Annotated in this window: 17 protein-coding genes; 3 read left to right on the top strand and 14 right to left on the bottom strand. The window is 67.8% G+C overall.

What is annotated here, in order from left to right; all coding sequences use genetic code 11:
* From QZ189_RS07375 to QZ189_RS07390, 4 genes are all read right to left on the bottom strand, one after another.
* Positions 1-862: alanine dehydrogenase (locus QZ189_RS07375; protein ID WP_296421422.1), on the bottom strand; the 862-nt coding region annotated here is incomplete at its 3' end.
* 47 nt (positions 863-909) lie between these two features.
* Positions 910-2,595 (bottom strand): NAD+ synthase, encoded by a 1,686-nt coding sequence (locus tag QZ189_RS07380; RefSeq protein WP_296421423.1) that lies wholly within the window; start codon positions 2,593-2,595, stop codon positions 910-912.
* Positions 2,595-3,179: a nicotinate-nucleotide adenylyltransferase gene (locus QZ189_RS07385; RefSeq protein ID WP_296421424.1), complete on the bottom strand. Its 585-nt coding sequence runs from the start codon at positions 3,177-3,179 to the stop codon at positions 2,595-2,597. The genes QZ189_RS07380 and QZ189_RS07385 overlap by 1 nt, the downstream gene beginning before the upstream one ends.
* Positions 3,176-4,534, bottom strand: coding sequence for a GTP-binding protein (locus tag QZ189_RS07390; RefSeq protein WP_247477108.1), 1,359 nt, complete (start codon positions 4,532-4,534; stop codon positions 3,176-3,178). Before QZ189_RS07390 ends, QZ189_RS07385 begins: the two co-directional genes overlap by 4 nt.
* A 26-nt stretch (positions 4,535-4,560) precedes the next feature.
* Here QZ189_RS07390 and QZ189_RS07395 point away from each other — a divergent pair, with 26 nt between their 5' ends.
* Positions 4,561-5,883 (top strand): aminopeptidase P N-terminal domain-containing protein, encoded by a 1,323-nt coding sequence (locus tag QZ189_RS07395; RefSeq protein ID WP_296421425.1) that lies wholly within the window; start codon positions 4,561-4,563, stop codon positions 5,881-5,883.
* On the opposite strand, the gene QZ189_RS07400 is transcribed toward QZ189_RS07395, so the two are convergent.
* Complete coding sequence (locus tag QZ189_RS07400) at positions 5,880-6,632, bottom strand: TIGR01548 family HAD-type hydrolase (RefSeq protein WP_296421432.1); 753 nt, start codon at positions 6,630-6,632, stop codon at positions 5,880-5,882. The two genes, QZ189_RS07395 and QZ189_RS07400, sit on opposite strands and share 4 nt — an antisense overlap.
* A gap of 62 nt (positions 6,633-6,694) precedes the next feature.
* Here QZ189_RS07400 and QZ189_RS07405 point away from each other — a divergent pair, with 62 nt between their 5' ends.
* A complete protein-coding gene (locus tag QZ189_RS07405) occupies positions 6,695-7,171 on the top strand; it encodes a 30S ribosomal protein PSRP-3 (protein WP_247477117.1) in 477 nt (158 codons plus the stop codon).
* A gap of 56 nt (positions 7,172-7,227) precedes the next feature.
* Here the strand turns inward: QZ189_RS07405 and QZ189_RS07410 are convergent, their stop codons facing one another.
* Genes QZ189_RS07410 through QZ189_RS07435 form a run of 6 tightly spaced genes read right to left on the bottom strand, consistent with a single transcriptional unit; the run spans position 7,228 to position 12,302 of the window.
* Positions 7,228-8,142, bottom strand: coding sequence for a hypothetical protein (locus QZ189_RS07410; RefSeq protein ID WP_296421426.1), 915 nt, complete (start codon positions 8,140-8,142; stop codon positions 7,228-7,230).
* Positions 8,139-9,257, bottom strand: coding sequence for a PP2C family serine/threonine-protein phosphatase (locus tag QZ189_RS07415; protein ID WP_296421428.1), 1,119 nt, complete (start codon positions 9,255-9,257; stop codon positions 8,139-8,141). The genes QZ189_RS07410 and QZ189_RS07415 overlap by 4 nt, the downstream gene beginning before the upstream one ends.
* Before the next feature lie 32 nt (positions 9,258-9,289).
* Complete coding sequence (locus QZ189_RS07420) at positions 9,290-10,021, bottom strand: VWA domain-containing protein (RefSeq protein ID WP_010315348.1); 732 nt, start codon at positions 10,019-10,021, stop codon at positions 9,290-9,292.
* 3 nt (positions 10,022-10,024) lie between these two features.
* Positions 10,025-11,347 (bottom strand): protein kinase, encoded by a 1,323-nt coding sequence (locus tag QZ189_RS07425; RefSeq protein ID WP_296415705.1) that lies wholly within the window; start codon positions 11,345-11,347, stop codon positions 10,025-10,027.
* Complete coding sequence (locus tag QZ189_RS07430; protein ID WP_296418943.1) at positions 11,344-12,030, bottom strand: FHA domain-containing protein; 687 nt, start codon at positions 12,028-12,030, stop codon at positions 11,344-11,346. The genes QZ189_RS07425 and QZ189_RS07430 overlap by 4 nt, the downstream gene beginning before the upstream one ends.
* On the bottom strand, positions 12,027-12,302 hold the full coding sequence (locus tag QZ189_RS07435; RefSeq protein ID WP_010315354.1) for a hypothetical protein: 276 nt from the start codon (positions 12,300-12,302) through the stop codon (positions 12,027-12,029). The genes QZ189_RS07430 and QZ189_RS07435 overlap by 4 nt, the downstream gene beginning before the upstream one ends.
* Before the next feature lie 166 nt (positions 12,303-12,468).
* On the opposite strand from QZ189_RS07435, the gene QZ189_RS07440 reads away from it, so the two are divergent.
* On the top strand, positions 12,469-14,625 hold the full coding sequence (locus QZ189_RS07440; protein WP_296421429.1) for a transglycosylase domain-containing protein: 2,157 nt from the start codon (positions 12,469-12,471) through the stop codon (positions 14,623-14,625).
* Here QZ189_RS07440 and QZ189_RS07445 read toward each other — a convergent pair.
* The 3 genes from QZ189_RS07445 to atpD all read right to left on the bottom strand — a co-directional run.
* On the bottom strand, positions 14,600-15,661 hold the full coding sequence (locus QZ189_RS07445; protein WP_296421430.1) for a rhomboid family intramembrane serine protease: 1,062 nt from the start codon (positions 15,659-15,661) through the stop codon (positions 14,600-14,602). The two genes, QZ189_RS07440 and QZ189_RS07445, sit on opposite strands and share 26 nt — an antisense overlap.
* Positions 15,662-15,735: 74 nt before the next feature.
* Positions 15,736-16,146 carry an ATP synthase F1 subunit epsilon gene (gene atpC, locus QZ189_RS07450; protein WP_010315359.1) on the bottom strand — a complete coding sequence of 137 codons (411 nt, stop codon included), beginning with the start codon at positions 16,144-16,146 and terminating at the stop codon, positions 15,736-15,738.
* A gap of 16 nt (positions 16,147-16,162) precedes the next feature.
* A partial coding sequence (atpD, locus tag QZ189_RS07455; RefSeq protein ID WP_296421431.1) for a F0F1 ATP synthase subunit beta occupies positions 16,163-16,962 on the bottom strand: 800 nt, incomplete at its 5' end.

Genomic DNA, 16,962 nt, shown 5'->3' on the forward strand with positions numbered 1-16,962 from the left:
TCGTCTCCCGGCTGGTGGCGATGCAGCCCCCCTGGTCGATGGCGACATCGACGATCACCGAACCCGGTTGCATCTGTTTGACGAGGTCCTCGCTCACGAGGGTCGGGGCGCGATCGCCCGGACGCAGCACCGCGCCGATGACCAGGTCGGCGCTCGGGATCAACCGCTCCAGGCGGCCAACGCTGCTGACCAGGCTCACCATCCGCCCTTGGCGGGCTGGCTCCAGTTGCCGCAGTCGCTCGGGGGAGAGATCGAGCAGCAGCACCTCCGCATCCATCGCGGCGGCGACCCGGGCGGCGTTCCAGCCGACACTGCCGGCCCCCAGGACCACCACTCGGGCCGGCCGCACCCCGGTGCAGCCGCCCATGAGAACGCCGCGCCCGCCGTGGGGTTTCTCCAGCAGGTGCGCGCCCACCTGGGCGGCGAGCCGGCCGGCGATCTCGCTCATGGGCGCCAGCAGCGGCAGGCTGCCGTCGGAGAGCTGGACCGTTTCGTAGGCGATGGCGGTGGTGCCGGCCTCGATCAGGGCTTCGCCGACGGCGGGGTAGGCGGCGAGGTGCAGGTAGGTGAAGAGCACCTGATCGGCGCGCAGGAAGGGGAATTCCTCTGTCTGGGGTTCCTTGACCTTCACGACTAGGTGCGCGCCCCAGGCCTCCTCGCGGCTGACCAGTTCCGCCCCGGCGGCGACATAGGCCGCGTCCTCAATGCCGGCGCCGGCGCCGGCCCGGTGCTCCACCCGCACCGAGAGGCCATGGCTCACCAGCTCGCGCACGGCATCGGGCGTCAGCGCGACCCGCTGCTCATCGGGCTTGATTTCCCGTGGCACGCCGATGCTGGCGATCGGTGCGATGGAGCCGGCCATGGCAGACCTTCGATCACCTCCAAGATGGCGAGCTCAGGCCCCTCTGGCTACTGCGCCGCAGCTGCGATGGGCATTCGCCAACCGCTGCCGAAGGCCCGCTGGCTGAGCTTGAGCACCGGCGGGGCCTGGCGTCGCTTGAACTCCGCCCGGCGCAGCAGCCCCATCACCCGCTCGGCCAGGGCTGGGTCGGTTCCCTGCTGGGCCAACTCCTCGGGGCTTTGGTGCTCCTCCAGCAGGGCCTTCAGCAGCGGATCCAGCACGGCGTAGTCCGGCAGGGAATCGCTGTCTTTTTGATCGGGACGTAACTCGGCACTGGGGGGCTTGGTGCGAATGGCGGAGCCGATCAATTCCCCCTCCGCCGGCAGGCCCAGCTCCTGGCGCACCGCTTGTGCGGCCTCGGAATCAATCCAGTCGCAGAGGTGAAAGACCGTTGACTTGTAGAGGTCACCGATCACCGCCAGACCCCCATTCATGTCGCCGTAGAGGGTGCAGTAGCCGACGGCCAGCTCGCTCTTATTGCCGGTGGTGAGCAGCAGCTGTCCCTGTTGATTGGCCACCGCCATCAGCAGGGTGCCCCGGATGCGGGATTGCAGGTTCTCTGCTGTCACGCCCGCCGGTGTTCCACCTAAGGGAGCGCTCAAGGCGGCATCGAATCCACCCATTAAGCCCTCGATCGGCACCGTCTGGGTGCTGATCCCTAGGCGATTGGCGAGCTCCAGGGAGTCGTTGATGGAGCCCTCTGAACTCCAGGGGGAGGGCATCAGCAGCGCCTGCACCTGCTTGGCGCCCAGGGCCGCCGCCGCCAGCACCGCCACCAGGGCCGAATCGATGCCGCCGCTCAGTCCAAGCAGCGCTTTGCCAAAGCCGCATTTGCGCGCGTAGTCCCGTACCCCCAGCACCAGGGCCCGCAGCAGCAGTTCTTCGTCGCAGGGGATCGGCGCTGCAGCGGAGGTGTCGCCGACTGTCCAGCAGGCCAGATCCGCTTTCCCAAAGGCCAGCTGAGCGGCCACCTCGCCGTTCGCCGTGGCGGCGAAACTGCCGCCATCGAAGATCAGCTCGTCATTGCCTCCCGCCTGGTTGACGTAGAGCACGGGAGCCCCCAGGCGCTGGGCGGCACTCTTGGCCAGCTCTCGCCTGAGTTGCGGTTTGCCTTGGCCGAAGGGGGAGGCCGAGAGATTGATCAGCAGGTCAGGCTTCAGCGCCGCCAAGTCCCCTACGGGATCGCCCCCCAGGAGCCGTTGGCTGTGGAGCTGCTCCTCCACCCAGAGGTCCTCGCAGATGGTCAGGCCCAGGCGCCAGCGGCGTCCCTTCCGCTCGAGCTCCAGCAGGCAGGGCTCTTCGGCCGGGCGGAAGTAACGCCGTTCATCGAAGACGTCGTAGCTGGGGAGCAGACGTTTGCGGGCCACGATCCGCCAGGCGCCCTTCTCCACCAGGGCCACGCTGTTGAACAGATCGGGCTGCTGGCCATCGCTGACCGTCTCACTCACCCCCAGCAAGAGGCTCTGGCCGGTTGGCAGGTCACGGGCTAGCCCGTCCAGCACCGCGTCTTGTTTGTGCCGCAGGGATGGGCGCAGCAGCAGGTCCCGCGGGGGGTAGCCCCAGAGCGCCAGTTCTGATGAGACCACCAGGTCGGCACCGCCCTCTGCGGCGTGGCGGCAGGCCTCAAGCAGTTGGGCGCCGTTGCCGCTCAGGTCCCCCACCAGGGGATTGATCTGGGCCAGGGCGACGCGCATTAGGGGGCGAGCTTGGAGGTGAGGCCATAGAGATTGTGCTTGAGCAGTTCGGGCCAGAGCACTTCGGGAATCGAGCTGTTCTCTTGCCCGCCGCGAATGGCTGAGCTGGCGGTTGCTGGCACAGGCAGCTCCAGCAGCTCCACTTGGGCCCCCAGATCCCGCAGCCTCTCCAGGGCGCCTTCCGCCATCGGGTGACCCTGGCGCGGCACGACCGTCAGGCGGCAGCGCCGCAGCAGATCTGCCGCCCGATACCAACTGGGGATTTGACCGGCGAGATCGCCGCCGACGACAAACACCAGCTGCCGATCCGGCCAGCGGCGGGCGGCGCGATCGAGGGTCTCGATCGCTTTGGGACTGCTGAGGTCCTGCGCCAGCTGCACCTGGTCGTTGCCCAGGCTCTCGATCAAGGTCCCCAGGAGCTGGGCGCGGAGCTCCAGCGGTGCCCCGTGCTGCTTGAAGGGGTTGTCGCTGGCCCAGGCCGCCACCTGGCCGTAGCGCTGGGCCAGGCCAAGCAGCAGGGCCTGATGCCCTTCGGTCGGGGGATCGGCGCTGGTGCCGAACAGGGCCAGTTCGCGGCTGCTCACGGCAACAGCTGGCCCGAGGGGATGGGGCCTCCACCCATGCGCTGCCACTGCTGCAGCCAGTCGCGCACCTGGGGGTCTTGGCCGGCCAGGCGCCGCAGCAGCGAGGCGGGCCGAAAGCGCCCCCGCTGGGCGCTGCGCAGTAGCTCCGCCGCCGCCAGGCGTCCGGTCAGGCGGGTGCTGTAGACGGCCAGGGCCGCCTGGGCCATGGCCACCGGAGCCGCCGGCGCCAGGCTCAAGCCGCCACTCAGGGGGGCGGCCAGCAGCAACACCTGCCGCAGTCCCCCCAGCAGCAGTTGGATGCCCAGTTGGGTTCCCCCCAGCAGGGCGTTTTGCGCCGAGAGTCGCGTCAACAGGGCCCGGGCGCCGCTGCTGCTCATCTCCAGGTCGTAGAGCTTGCAGAGCTGCAGCACCAGGGCGGTGTCGATCGCAAAGCCGCCGGCGAGATCCAGCAGCAGCAGCGGATTGGCGGCGACGCCGGTGGCTTTCATCGCCGCATAGCGGCCGATCAGCCCTTGGGCGGCGGCCTTGCCGCGTTTCAGGCGCCAGGCATGCAGGCTCTGGCTGAAACGATCCGCCGCCCGCAGTCCATTGAGGCCCAGCAGCAGGGAGCCCTGGTCCTGGAGCAGCTCCAGCAGGGCCCTGCGCAGTGGTGCGATCTGCGCTGGCTGGGGTTCGCTGCGCACGCGGCCCCCCTCCAGCAGCACCGCCCGCCGCGGGGCGGCGGCCACCGGCAGGATCTCCAGGTGCTGCGCCTGGCGGGGGAGGCGCGAGCGGATGCTCTCGATCAGCGCCGAGCGCTCGCCGCTCGGCCAGTTGTCGATGCGATTGAGCACCAGCAGCAGCGGTTTCCCGGCGCCCAGTAGCTGCTCGATCGCCTCGGCCTCCGGGGTCGTCAGGTCGCTGTCGAGCACCAGCAGGACCAGGTCGGCCCCCAGGGCGACCCGGGCCGCCAGGCGATGGCGGGCCCGGGCGGCAATCTCATCAATGCCCGGGGTGTCCACCAGCTCGATCTGGCTGAGATCGGGCACCTGGACCCCCCAGGTCTCGCGCTGCTGCTTGCGGGTGCAGCCGTGGGCCACGTCCGTGGCGAAGGCCGGCTTCTCCAGCAGGGCATTCAGCAGGCTGGATTTGCCCACGCCCACCCGGCCAAAGACCGCCACCCGCAGCCGCCGCTGCTTCAGCGCCAGCAACTGTTGATCCAGGGTGCGCAGCTCCGGCTCCAGCACCGAGCGCTCCCGATCGCTCAGGCGCAGGTCTCCCCGCCATTGCGAGAGCAACAGGGCGCAGCGTTCAGCGGTGGAGGGCTGAGGCAAGGGCAGGGGCCTGGTCGCCACGTATTGAAGCGGTTGTGCCATCGTCGCGCTCAGCACCGCTCGCTTCCATGTCGCTCGCTCCGGACGTCTTTGCCCAGCGCCGTGCTCGTTTCTTTCAGGCCCTTGGCGGCGCTGCTGCGGTGATTCCCGCGGCTCCGCTGGTGACGCATCACGCCGACTGCGAGTGGCCTTTTCGCCAGAACAGTGACTTCTGGTACCTGACGGGTTTCGATGAGCCCGACGCGGTTGCGCTGTTTCTGCCCCATCGGCCCGAGGGGGAGCGGTTTGTTCTCTTTGTGCAGCCCAAGGAACCCAGCGCCGAGGTCTGGATGGGCTTCCGGTGGGGCTGTGAGGGGGCCGTGGAGCGCTTTGGCGCAGACCTGGCCCACCCCCGCGAGGAGCTGGCGGAACGGTTGGCCGATTATTTGCGCGGTGCCGAAGGCATCGCCTTCCGGGTGGGCAAGCACCCCGAGGTGGAGCCCCACGTGCTGCAGGCCTGGGCTGGTCAGCTCGACCGTGCCCCCCGCAGCGGTACGGCGGCCCTGGGCCTGGTGGCGCCCTGTCCGCTCCTGCATGCCCTGCGGCTGCGCAAGAGCCCCGAAGAAATCGCGCGGATGCGCGAAGCGGCCCGCATCTCCGCCGAGGCCCATGAACTGGCCCGCCAGGTGGCCCGCCCAGGGCTGAACGAGCGCCAGGTTCAGGGGGTGATCGAGCAGCACTTCCTCGAGCAGGGGGCCCGCGGCCCGGCCTACGGCTCGATCGTCGCCGGTGGGGACAACGCCTGCGTGCTGCACTACACGGCGAACAATGCGTTGCTGAAGGACGGCGATCTGCTCTTGATCGACGCCGGTTGTTCTCTGAACGACTACTACAACGGAGACATCACCCGCACCTTCCCAATCAACGGCCGCTTCAGCGCCGAGCAGCGCGCCCTCTATGACCTCGTGCTCGCGGCCCAGGAGGCGGCCGTGGCCGTCGTTGCTCCGGGGCAGACCGCTGAAGGCGTCCATGACACCGCCGTGCGCGTGCTGGTGGAGGGCTTGGTGGACCTGGGTCTGCTGCGGGGCGAGGTGGACGGGATCATCGAGCAGGGGGCCTACCGGCACCTCTACATGCATCGCACCGGCCATTGGTTGGGCCTGGACGTCCATGACGTCGGTGCCTATCGCCTGGGTGAGCACCATGTGGCCCTCGAGACCGGCATGGTGCTGACGGTTGAGCCAGGTCTCTACGTCAGCGATCGGCTGCCGGTCCCCGAGGGGCAGCCTGAGATCGAGGCGCGCTGGAAGGGGATTGGCATTCGGATTGAGGACGACGTGGCGGTGACCGACCACGGCCACGAGAACCTCACCGCCGCCGCCCTCAAGGCTCCGGCGGCCTTGGAGCGCTAGGCGATCGCCTGCTCCAACGCCGCCAACACAGCGGTGGTGTTGGCGATGACCGCATCAGCACCGGCGGCCCGCAGCTGCTCCTCATAGGCCCCGCGGCGCGGGCTGTTCTGGAGGTGCGGCGGGGCCACCGCCAGGCTGATGAAGCGTTGAGCGGGGCGCTCTTGGCGTGCCCGCACCACGGTGGTGACGTCAGCCACGGTGTCCCCCAGGTAGGCCACCGGCACGGTTGCCGCTGCCAGGGAGCCCGCCAGCCGCAGGAAGCCGCTGGGGTCCGGTTTGTCGGGGGCCTCCCCCATGGCGATGAGCGGCGGCTGCCTCAGGCCAAGGCGGGTCTCCAGCACGAAGCGGGCCGAGGGCGGCTCGGCGCCACTGACAAATCCCCAGGCCACATCCGCCGCCGAGAGAGAGGCAAAGAACGCGGGATCCACCAGCAGGGGCTCGTTGCGGATGAAGCCCGCCCAAGCCGCGGGGTCACCCTCTGGATCACCACCGAAATAGAAGCTGTTGAAGACCTCCACCAGTGCCTCAAAGGCCGGGAGGTCTTGCTGACCCTGCCGGCGCAGCAACTCCAGGGAGGCCTCCCAGTCGTTGTTCCAGCACCCCTCGGCCTTCAGGGCATCGATGCTCTCGGGGCTGGGCCGCTGGCCGCTGTAGTGATGCACCGTCTCCACGATGGCCTTGCGGTAGCTGCCTCCCACATCGCGGATCACGCCGTCGATGTCGAACAGGAGAACAGCGCGCGGGCTCAGGGGACTGGAGAACAGCGGCTGGTAGGTTAGTTGTTTGTCATTAAGCCTTGAGCGCGGACACCATGAGCACCGAGAGCGCTGAGAGCGCCGCGGCGACTGCTGCTACGACTGCCTCGACAGAAGCTCCGGCAACGGAGACCACTGAGGCTCGTCCGGTGCTGAGTGGTGCCAGCGCTGCCCTGGCGACCGCCACCATCGACGAGAACGGCGTTCCCTCCGGCCGTACCCCGAAGGCCGATGAGGGCCGCTTCCTGGTGAAGATCCTCTGGCTGCCCGACAACGTGGCCCTGGCCGTCGACCAGATCGTCGGTGGCGGCCCCAGCCCCCTGACCTCCTACTTCTTCTGGCCCCGTGAGGACGCCTGGGAAACCCTGAAGACGGAGCTGGAAGGCAAGAGCTGGATCACCGATAACGAGCGCGTTGAAGTCCTCAACAAGGCCACCGAGGTGATCAACTACTGGCAAGAGGAAGGCAAGGGCAAGAGCCTGGAAGAGGCCAAGCTCAAGTTCCCCGACGTCACCTTCTGCGGTACCGCCTGATTTGCGGTTCCCCCGTTTCCTTGGCCCCCGCAGAGCGGGGGCTTTTTTGTGCCTGCTCAGCGGCGCGGGCTGACCACTTGATCAAAGCTGCTGGCGGTGATCAGTCCCGGTTGGCTGGCGGTGTCCACGGTGAAGGAGCGAGATTCCGCCTGGCTGGTGCCATCCGGATAGACGAAGGTCACGACCCCCTGCAGGCTGACCTTGCTGCCATCGCGGCTGATTTCCTGGAGGTTGTCGACGGCCACCCGTTGGAACTGGCTGAAGAAGGCGGGGTCGAACTGATCGGCGGCTTGGGGGCTGAAGAGTTGCTTGGCGGCAGCGGTGTTCCCCAGGGAGATGTCGTCGTACAGCTGGCGGACGGTCTCAATGGCCTGGTTCAACTGCAGTTGGGCTGGATCCAACTTGGGTTCGCTGGTGGCCGGCTCCGGTTCGGTTTGGGTGGGTTCGGGCTCGCTCACCAGGGCCGGCGCCGTTGCCGTGGAGGGCGTCATGGAGCGGTTGAGCAGCACCAGCCAGGTGAGGGCGCCAACAACGCCCACCACCAGCACGCCAGCGATGAAGCTCAGCACTGCGACGACACCGCTGTTGGAGCGAACGGGGGTATCCACCACGGCGGTGGGCTCGTCCTGGAGGTCGCTGGGGATGGCCTGCCCATCGGGGGCCAGGCCCAGCAGGCCCCGCAGGACTTCGGCCATCCGCAGGCACAGGGCCGGGGCGAAGAGGGCGTCGAGCTCCTGCTGCAGCCGCAGGTTGAGTTGGGTTTCGCTGGGTAGGGGCGGCCGCTCGGCCACGGCCTCCTGGAAGGCGGCGGTTTGCACCAGGTGCTTCAGGGCCGGCAGCAGCAGCAGTTCGTTGTCTCCGCAAAAATCGCTGAGCAGCGCCTGGTAGCGGCGCACATCACTGCTGATCCCCCGCTCAAAGTCCGCCAGGATTTGGCGCCGCAGCTTCACGCCGAGCTGGTAGTCGTTCATGGTCGCGCCGGGGCGCGGGATGGCCCTTGAGTCTCGCTCGCCGCCTCCCATTGCGCCCGCAGGGCTTGCTCCAGGGCTGGGCAGATCTTCGGCTCCGCCTTGGCCCCAGGTGCGCTGCTGGCAATCAGGGCGCCCAGGGGATCTCGCTCGGGATGATCCAGCAGCGCCTGGGCTTGGGCGGGACTGCTCTTGAAGGCCAGGAATTGCTGGCGCCGTTGCTTGAGGCTGGCCTCAATCCGCTCGGGGTGCTGGCAGAGCTGTTGGATCTCGAGGGCCAGCGGATCAGGGGCCTTGGGCCACCACCAGAGGCCCCCCGCGATCAGGGCTGCGGCAGCGCCCAGGGCGGTGAGGACCCCCGCCTTCCCGCGCCGGGCTGGTTCGCTGCGCTGGGCGATGGCAACGGAGACATCGTCACCGCTGCCTTGGGCCGTGATTTCCTCCAATCCCTGGACCAAGGCCTCCCCCTGGATCTCCAGCATCTGCTGGCAGAGCTGCAGGAAGTCCCCATCGGTGGCGCAGGACTTGCGCACCCCATCGGTGCAGAGCACCAGGGCGGTTGTGGGGAGGGCGGACTGGAGTTGGACCCGCGTGGACCAGGCATCCAGGGCTTCGCTTTGGCAGAGGCTCAAGGTGGCCTCTCCTGTGGCGTTGCTCAGTTGCTCCTGGTTCACCAGACGGGCGTCCCCATCGGCGTGGATCTCCACGAGGTCCCAATCGCCGATGCCGGTGCAGCCCCACCAGTCGGGGCTCAGCAGGACCAATCCCAGGGTGCAGCCGTAGAGCGCGCTGGAGAAGGCTTCGTCCGCTGAAGCGGCCTGGCTGCTCCAGTGCTCCTCGATCGCCCGGAGCCAGCGCTGCTGAATCGCGGTGGGCAGCTCCTGCGCGAGCTGCCGGCGCCAGCCGTCTTGATCCTGAAGGGAGAGCGTCCTGGCCAGCGCCGCGACCGACTCCTCTGCCGCAGCGCAGGCCAGCTGGCTACCCACATCGCTGAGGCGATAGCGGCTGCCGCCATGGCCATCGGAGACCAGCAGCAGTTGCAGCTCAGGGCCGACTTGGCAGACCTGCGAGGCGTCTTGGCAGGGTTTGCCCTGTCGCCGGTGGGCGGCGCCGATCACGCTGCAATGGCGTGCGCCAGTCCAGGCCGGTCTCACCACACCAGTGGACCGACATCATCGACGGGGTCCAGCAGGGTCGGCGGCAGATCCGGCAGGGGAATGTTGCCTGCGTCCTGCGGCGTGTCATCCAGCCGGCTGGCGGGCATGGAGGCCGCTCCGACCACGGCGGTGGAGGCCCATTGGATGTACTGCGCCAGGGTTGTGGCATTGCTGGCCTGCAGCGGTCGCCGCGGCGACTTGCCGCCACCGCTGGGCTCAGGACCAATGAACTGCTGCAGCACCTCGAGGTCGGCGTCATGGCCCATGGCAATCGCCAGGCGCACGGCCTTCTGGGCCCAGGGCTGACGCATCAGCTGGCTCAGCCCCGCATCGAAGTCGTCGGTGGGTTGGCCATCGGAGATCAGCACCAAGACCGGGGGGAGAGCCCGCTCCTCCATCGGCGGGGACTGCAGCACGCCGGCCACCAGCTCCAGCGCTTCCCCCATGGCGGTGATGCCACCGGCCTCGAGATCACGCCACTGCAGCTCCTGCACGGGTGTGGGCTCGGCCAGATGCCAGGCGGCGCCATCGGCAAAACGCACGGCCCGCACCAGCACCCGGGCTTCAGGGTTTTGCTCGGCCACCTCCGCCATGCCCGGCAGGGACTGCCGGATCGCCTGATTCAGGGCCTGCATCTTGCCCTGGGCGGCCATGGAGCCGGAGCAATCGCAGAGGTAGATGAAGTGCAGCGGGCGGTTGCTGAGGCGAACGTTGGGGAAGGGCATGGCTTATCTGCGGATCGGGGTGATCGGCCCGGCCTGGGTGCTGAGCTGCTGCAGGGCCGCGACATTACAGGTTTTGCCCGGCTCCACCTCCAGCAGCTGGCCGTTGCTCAACTGGCCTTGCCAGGCCGTTGCTCCGAGGTTCCTGAGACCGACAACGCTTGGGTCCGTGGGGTGGCCGACCAGTTGCGCCAGGGGCTGATCGAGCCGCTCGCTGTCGCGTCCATCGAAGTGATGGGGGTAGAGGTCATTGCCTGGGCAGGCCGCCACCTGTCCTCGGGGGAGCTGCAGTTGCAGGACCGCCGGGTTGGTGTGACCGCAGCTCCAGCAGGGTCCGCTGTGGAAGAGCTCTTCGCCGCAGTGCTGACAGAGGCGGCGTTGGTCCAGGCAGCGCGCGAGCACCTGTTTCCACTGCCCGGTCAGGGGGCGCATGCCGGGTTGCCGAAGCCCCGCGCCAAAGCTCGTCTCAAACAGCTGCTGCAGGCTCCGCGGGTAGATCGGCCAGGTCAGCAAGGCCGCGGCGTGTTCCTCCGGATCAGGCCGGTTCGCGGGGTTCTCTGGATCAAAGATGAACAGGGCCTCCTCGCCGTAGAGCCGGCGCCGGGCGGGTTCATCGAGGCAGCGGATCGCCAGTTCCTGTCGCCCGCGGAAGGGGTCGTGGCGGGTGAGCAGCCGAAAGAGCAGCACGGCCAGGCTGAATTGATCCGTGCTGGCACTGGGCTTGGCTGCCCCCAGCAGCACCTCCGGGGCCATGAATCCTGGGGTCCCGAGCACGCTGCCGGCGCCCTGGCCGTCGATCGCGACGTTGTCGTTGTCGCAGATCAGGATCGCGCCATCGCCCGGCCTGAGGAAGAGGTTCCCCAGGGAGATGTCCTTGTAACAGAGCCCCTTGAGGTGGAGTTCGTGGAAGGCATCGGCCAGGTGAAAGCAGGCCCGCAGGATGTTCTGCAGGCTGATCTCCATCCGCCCGCCGGCATGGAGATGGGCCCCCTGAAAACCACTGGGACGCAGGGGCATCAAGTAGCCAAAGCCTGGCTCTTGGCAGCGGATCAGGGGCCGACTCTCGGCGCTGGGCTCCAGCAGTGCCATGGGCCAGAGAAAGGCGCCGTTGGGAGCCCCCAGGCGAATGCTTTGCTGCAGGCGCTGCCGCAGCAGTGGGTCGCGGGCGATGCAACTGGGGAAGTACCACTTCAGGGCGAGCTCCTCCGCACCGCAGCGCACGGCGTAGACCTGCCCCTGGGTTCCGCCCCCCAGGAGGCGCGTGAGTTCAAGGGGTTGATCGAGGCCGTCGAACGGCAGGCGTGTCCCCAGCGGCAGCAGGCTGTTCATCGGCCCTGGCTGGCGAGGGCCTTGCGGATGCCGTTGCGATGGGCCAGGGCCGTGCGGCGGTTGGCAAAGCCATGGCGTAGGGCACGGCCATCCCGCAGCACCACCACCAGGCTGTGGTCCTTGCGGGAACCCAGCACGATCCAGCCGCCCAGGGCGCCGAGTTCTAAAGGCCAGAAGATCAGGGGGAAGGGCAGCAACAGCAGCCCCCCGAGGCAGAACAGCAGCCACCAGCTGAAGACGTGGGGGTGGCGGGGCAGGCTCTGCACTCCCGCCGAGAGGATCTCGGCCAGCTCCACCGCTTCCCCATCCACATCGATTCGGCGGGGCGCTGCGGGTTTGGAGACGGGGGCAGCGGGTTTGGCGATCGGCGCGGTGATCAGCTCGAACTGCAGCACGGGGCCCTGGAGTCCCAGCCGGATCTCATCGCCATCCTCGAGCTGGCGGCACTGCTGAATCCGTTGCCCTTCGAGGAAGGTGCCGTCGTTGCTCTGCCACTCGCAGATCAACCAGCCCTGGGTTTGCGAGAACCGGACGACGGCGTGGTGATCGGAGACCCCGGTTTGGCTGGCGAGGCAGAGCCGATTGCTCGCCGCCTTGCCGATCGTCAGGGGCTGTTTGGGATCGAGGGGCGCGGCTTTGCTGGGATCGCTGGCGAGCAGCAAGCGGGCTTTGGGGGCGCTCATCGCTCTCCTCGGCGGCGCGCCCACCAGAGTCTCCAGTCATCGCGCAGGTCGTTCCAGAGGCCGCCATCCCCCTCGCGATAGGGCACGACACGCCCGGGGAAGAGGACCGCTTTGCTGGCCAGCGCCAGCGCCACGAGCACCATCAACAGCAGGATCCAGCCCGGGATCGCACCCACCCAGGTGAAGGCAAAGAAGGCCCGCAGGGCATAGAGCCCGATCGTGATCGCCAACCAGAGGCGGAAGGGCTCCCAGGGGTCCCGTTGACGCTGCACCGAAGGGGGGCGGAGGTGGGCTGGTCTTAGCCTATGGCTGGACTGCAACACCCGCCTGAGCACCTCCTCTCGCTTGGATCGTCTTGCCTCACCGGCCGTTCGGGAGGCTTGGAAAGACTTTGCCCGTGCAGCCCTTCGCGGACCTTGGCGAGAGCGGCCCGAGGCGGTGCGGAGCACCCTGCCTGCCTTGCTGGAACACCAGGCGCGCCTGGAGCTCTGGGGGAAGGACGGGAAGATCCAGGAGCTCGAGCTTGAGCCCAGGCGTTATCGCCTGGGCCGTGATCCGGCCTGCGAGCTGCCGTTGAGCGATCCGAGTCTCAGCCGGGTGCACGCGATCCTCGAGAAGGAGCGTCCCAGCGACCGGGACTTTGCCTTGGAGGACTTTGGTTCCTCCAATGGCCTGTTCCATCGGGATCGTCGGATCCGCTGGATTCAGCTGCGGGATGGGGATGCGGTGCAGCTGGGCTCGCCCCTCAAGGGCCAGGCGCCTGAGCTGCGCTACGTCCACCCCCGCAGCCCCCTGGAGCAGGCGATTCGCCTGGTGGGCATCACGGCCTTGGCGGGCTCAGCCCTGTTGGTGAGTGGCATGCTGCTGGCCGCCAGCATTGGCGGCGGCTCCCGGATCCGCAGCATCGACGGTCCGGTCAAGATCTTTGCGGCCGATGGTCAGCAGGTGGATGCCAAGGAGGGGGCCTCCACGGCGCTGCCGTCCTTGCAGTCCTATCCGCTGCACCTGCGCCAGGCCCTGCTGGCCTCCGAGGAGGCCCGCTTTGGTTGGAACAGCGGCATCGACCTGTTCGGCACCCTGCGCTCCGCTGTGTTGGGGAGCGGCGGCGGCAGCGGCCTCACCCAACAGGTGGCGCGCATGGTCTACCCGGAGGTGGGGCGCGACCTAAGCCTGACCCGCAAGCTGCGCGAGCTATGGGTGGCCCTGCAGCTGGAGGTGGGCTTCAGCAAGAACCAGATCCTCAAGCTCTATCTCGATCGCGCCTACCTGGGCCTGGGGACCGAAGGCTTTGAGCAGGCGGCCCAGCTCTACTTCCGCAAGTCCGCCAGCGATCTGGACGTCGGCCAGTCGGCCTTTTTGGTGGGACTGCTTCCCAGCCCGAACGGCTACAGCCCCTGCAACCTCGAGGACCCAGGCGCGGGCCTGGAGCGCCGCAACCTGGTGCTGAAGCTGATGCACGAGCAGGGTTGGTTGAGCGATCAGGGCCTGATCGATGCCCAGCGGCGGCCCCTGAACATCGATCCCTCGGCCTGCCGGGAGTCGAGCTTCAGCAGTTACCCCTTCTTCAGCGACTACGTCATTGGTGAGCTCGAGGGCACCCGCTTTGGTTTGAACCTCAGGGGCGGTGATGGGGCTGGCAATTACGCGGTGGAGAGCACGATCAACCCCAAGCTGCAGCAGTTGGCCCAGGAGCAGCTGAAGCGTTTTTTGGAGGGGCCCGCGGCCGCGGCGGGGCTGACCCAGGGGGCGCTGATCAGCCTGAATACCGAGACCGGCGACATCCTGGCCTACGTCGGCGGTGGCGATTACAGCCGCTCGAGTTTTGATCGGGTTCAGGCCCTGCGCCAGCCCGGCTCGACCTTCAAGTTGTTCCCCTTCCTGGCGGCCTTGGCCGCCGGCGTCTCACCGTCCGAGTCCATCTCCTGTGCCCCACTGGACTATGTGGGGGGCTGCCGTCAGTCCGCCGGAGCGATCAGCGTGGCCGCGGGTCTGGCGGGTTCGGAGAATGTCGTGGCCCTGCGGCTGGCGGAGCGGGCGGGGTTCTCCCAGGTGCTCAAGCTGGCGCGACGGCTGGGCATTTCGACGCCCCTGGACGCGGACTACAACACCATGCTGGGCGGCCGGGAGACCTATCTCTACGAGATGGCCCGGGCCTATGCCGTGGTCGCGAACGGGGGGAGATCGGTGCCCGTGCACGGGGTCAGCCGCATCTATGACCTGGGCATCTGCCGATCGCTGAAAAGCCTGGACCGCTGTCCGGCCCGGGGTGTGACGACCCCGATTGGAGAGCGATCTCGCCAGTTGATCCGGCCAGAGGTGGCTGCGGTGATGGATCAGATGTTGGCTGGGGTGGTCCAGGGCGGAACGGGCCGAGCGGCGGCGGTGGTCCCGGATGCTCGCGGCAAGACCGGCACCACCAACAACGGCGTGGATGCCCTGTTCATCGGCTACTCCCCCTCGCTGAAGGTTCTGACGGCGATTTGGATGGGGAACGACGACAACCGTCCCGCCTCAGGAGCGAGCGGTGGCTTGGTGGCGCAGCTTTGGGGGCGCTACATGCAGCAGGCCGCTAGAGCCCTGCCTGCAGCCGGCTGATCAGGGCCCAGACCAGACCCAGGATCAGTCCCCAACTGCAGCTGGAGGCCAGCAGGCGTTGCAGGGCCGTGCTGCGTTCCTCGGGTTGCTGGCGAGGGAGCTGCCAGCCCAGTTGCAGGGCCCCCACCAACAGCAGCAGTACCCAAGCCGGGATGCTCAGCCCCAGGGGACGAAAGACCAAGAGCTTCCAGTGCAGCAGGCTGGAGCCGGCCGCCAGGCCGATCAAGGCACAGACCGGCCCGGCGGATCCGCTCCAGGTTCGTTGGACGCTCCAGCGTTGGGCGCAGAGTGCGGCCAGGCTCAGGCAGGCCAGGGCCGTCAGGCTGTAGCGCAGGATCACCTGGCCGAGGGGCAGGGGCGAGTTCCCCAGGACGATCAGCAGCACGGCCAGATTCACCGCGGCTTCGAGACCGCTGCCATGGACCCAGGGGGAACTGATCCAGCGCCAGACCTGCCGCGGTTGTGAGGCCTGCTCGCTGCTCAGACTCCAGCGTCGCCTCAGGCTGCTGCGCCACGGTCCGACGGCCAGGCCGGCCAGGCTCAGCACCAGCACCAGACCCCCGCTCCAGCCCCAGCCATCAAAGATCAGCCGGTCCAGTTCCTGGCCGAACCAGCTCAGCACCAAGGCGCCGCAGGCTGAGAGGGCCAGCCCTGGGGCGAGTGGTTCCAGACCCTTGAGGGCCGTTGCGGCAGGAGCGGCCGCAACGCTCTGGCGCGGTGGGACGGCCGCAGGCTCGCTTGTCCCGCAGGCGGCGTCGAGCAGATCCTGAAGCTCGCTTTGGACCTCGGCGGAGTAGGTCTGTCGAATGTGTGCCCCCAGGCTGGCGCGGGCACTGGTTTGGCTGGCGCCGCTGCCATGGAGCAGCTGCAGCAGCAGGGGTTGGTTGGCAAGGTCTCGAATCGGACCCTTCAGCGCGTCCTCCGCGCCGAGGGCATCGATGAGGCGATTGGCGATCGCCCGTCCGCTTTGCAGCGCCTCAGGGTTCTGGATCTGCCATTGGCGCAGCTGCCTGCCGAGAGTCGTGCCGAGGCCCATGGCTTGGGATCTGTGGGCTGAGCATAAAAAAGCGCCCCATTTGGGGCGCTGGTGCGTGCAACTGGAGGCAGCGCTCAGTTGTTGAGGGTTGCCGCTTGAACCCGAGCGCGGGCACGGGAGACGGCTTGTTGGGCCTTGAGCTTCTCGGTGCTGGCGGCCTGACCTTCGAACTGGTTGGCAGCAGCGGTGGCGGCTTCCAGTTCTTTGTTGGCTTCGTCAGCGTTGATAGCGCTACCGAGTTCAGCGGTGTTCACCAGGACGGTGACTTCATCCGCTTCGATCTCGGCAAAACCACCCTGGAGGGCGATGGCTTTCCAGTCGTTGTTCTCGCGCACACGCAGCACCCCGTAGTCGAGGGCGGTGAGCAGGGAGACGTGACCGGGAAGAATGCCCAGTTGGCCCGTGGTGGAGGGAAGGATCACTTCGTCGGCAGGGCCGTCGAAGACGCTCTGGTCTGGAGCCAGAACGCGGAGGGTGAGAGACATCAGCTAACGCTCCGGATCAGCCTTTGGCGTCGGCTTGGATCTTGGCCGCCTTGGCCTTCACTTCGTCGACGTTGCCCACCAGATAGAAGGCAGCCTCGGGCAGGTGATCCAGTTCACCGGAGAGAACCATGTTGAAGCCCTTGATGGTGTCCTCGAGCTTCACGTACTTACCGGGCATGCCGGTGAAGATCTCAGCCACGAAGAAGGGCTGGGAGAGGAACTTCTCGATCTTGCGGGCGCGGTCCACGGTGCGACGGTCGTCTTCGGACAGTTCGTCCAGACCCAGAATCGCAATGATGTCCTGGAGCTCCTTGTAGCGCTGCAGGGTGGACTGCACGGCGCGGGCGGTGCGGTAGTGCTCGTCACCCACAACGGAGGGCTGGAGCATGGTGCTGGTGGAATCCAGGGGATCCACAGCGGGGTAGATGCCCTTGGAAGCCAGGCCGCGGCTCAGCACGGTGGTGGCGTCCAGGTGAGCAAAGGTGGTCGCCGGTGCGGGGTCGGTCAGGTCGTCCGCAGGCACGTACACAGCCTGAATCGAGGTGATGGAGCCCTCGAGGGTGGAGGTGATGCGCTCCTGCAGTTGACCGACGTCGGTGCCCAGGGTGGGCTGGTAGCCCACAGCGGAAGGCATGCGGCCCAGCAGTGCGGAGACTTCGGAGCCGGCCTGAACGAAGCGGAAGATGTTGTCGACGAACAGCAGCACGTCCTGCTTGTTCACGTCGCGGAAGTGCTCAGCCATGGTCAGAGCCGAGAGACCGACGCGCATGCGGGCGCCGGGGGGCTCGTTCATCTGGCCGTAGCAGAGGGCCACCT

Source organism: Vulcanococcus sp. CPBay_Sum15L08_68, assembly GCF_017855895.1.
Classification (GTDB): Bacteria; Cyanobacteriota; Cyanobacteriia; order PCC-6307; family Cyanobiaceae; genus Vulcanococcus.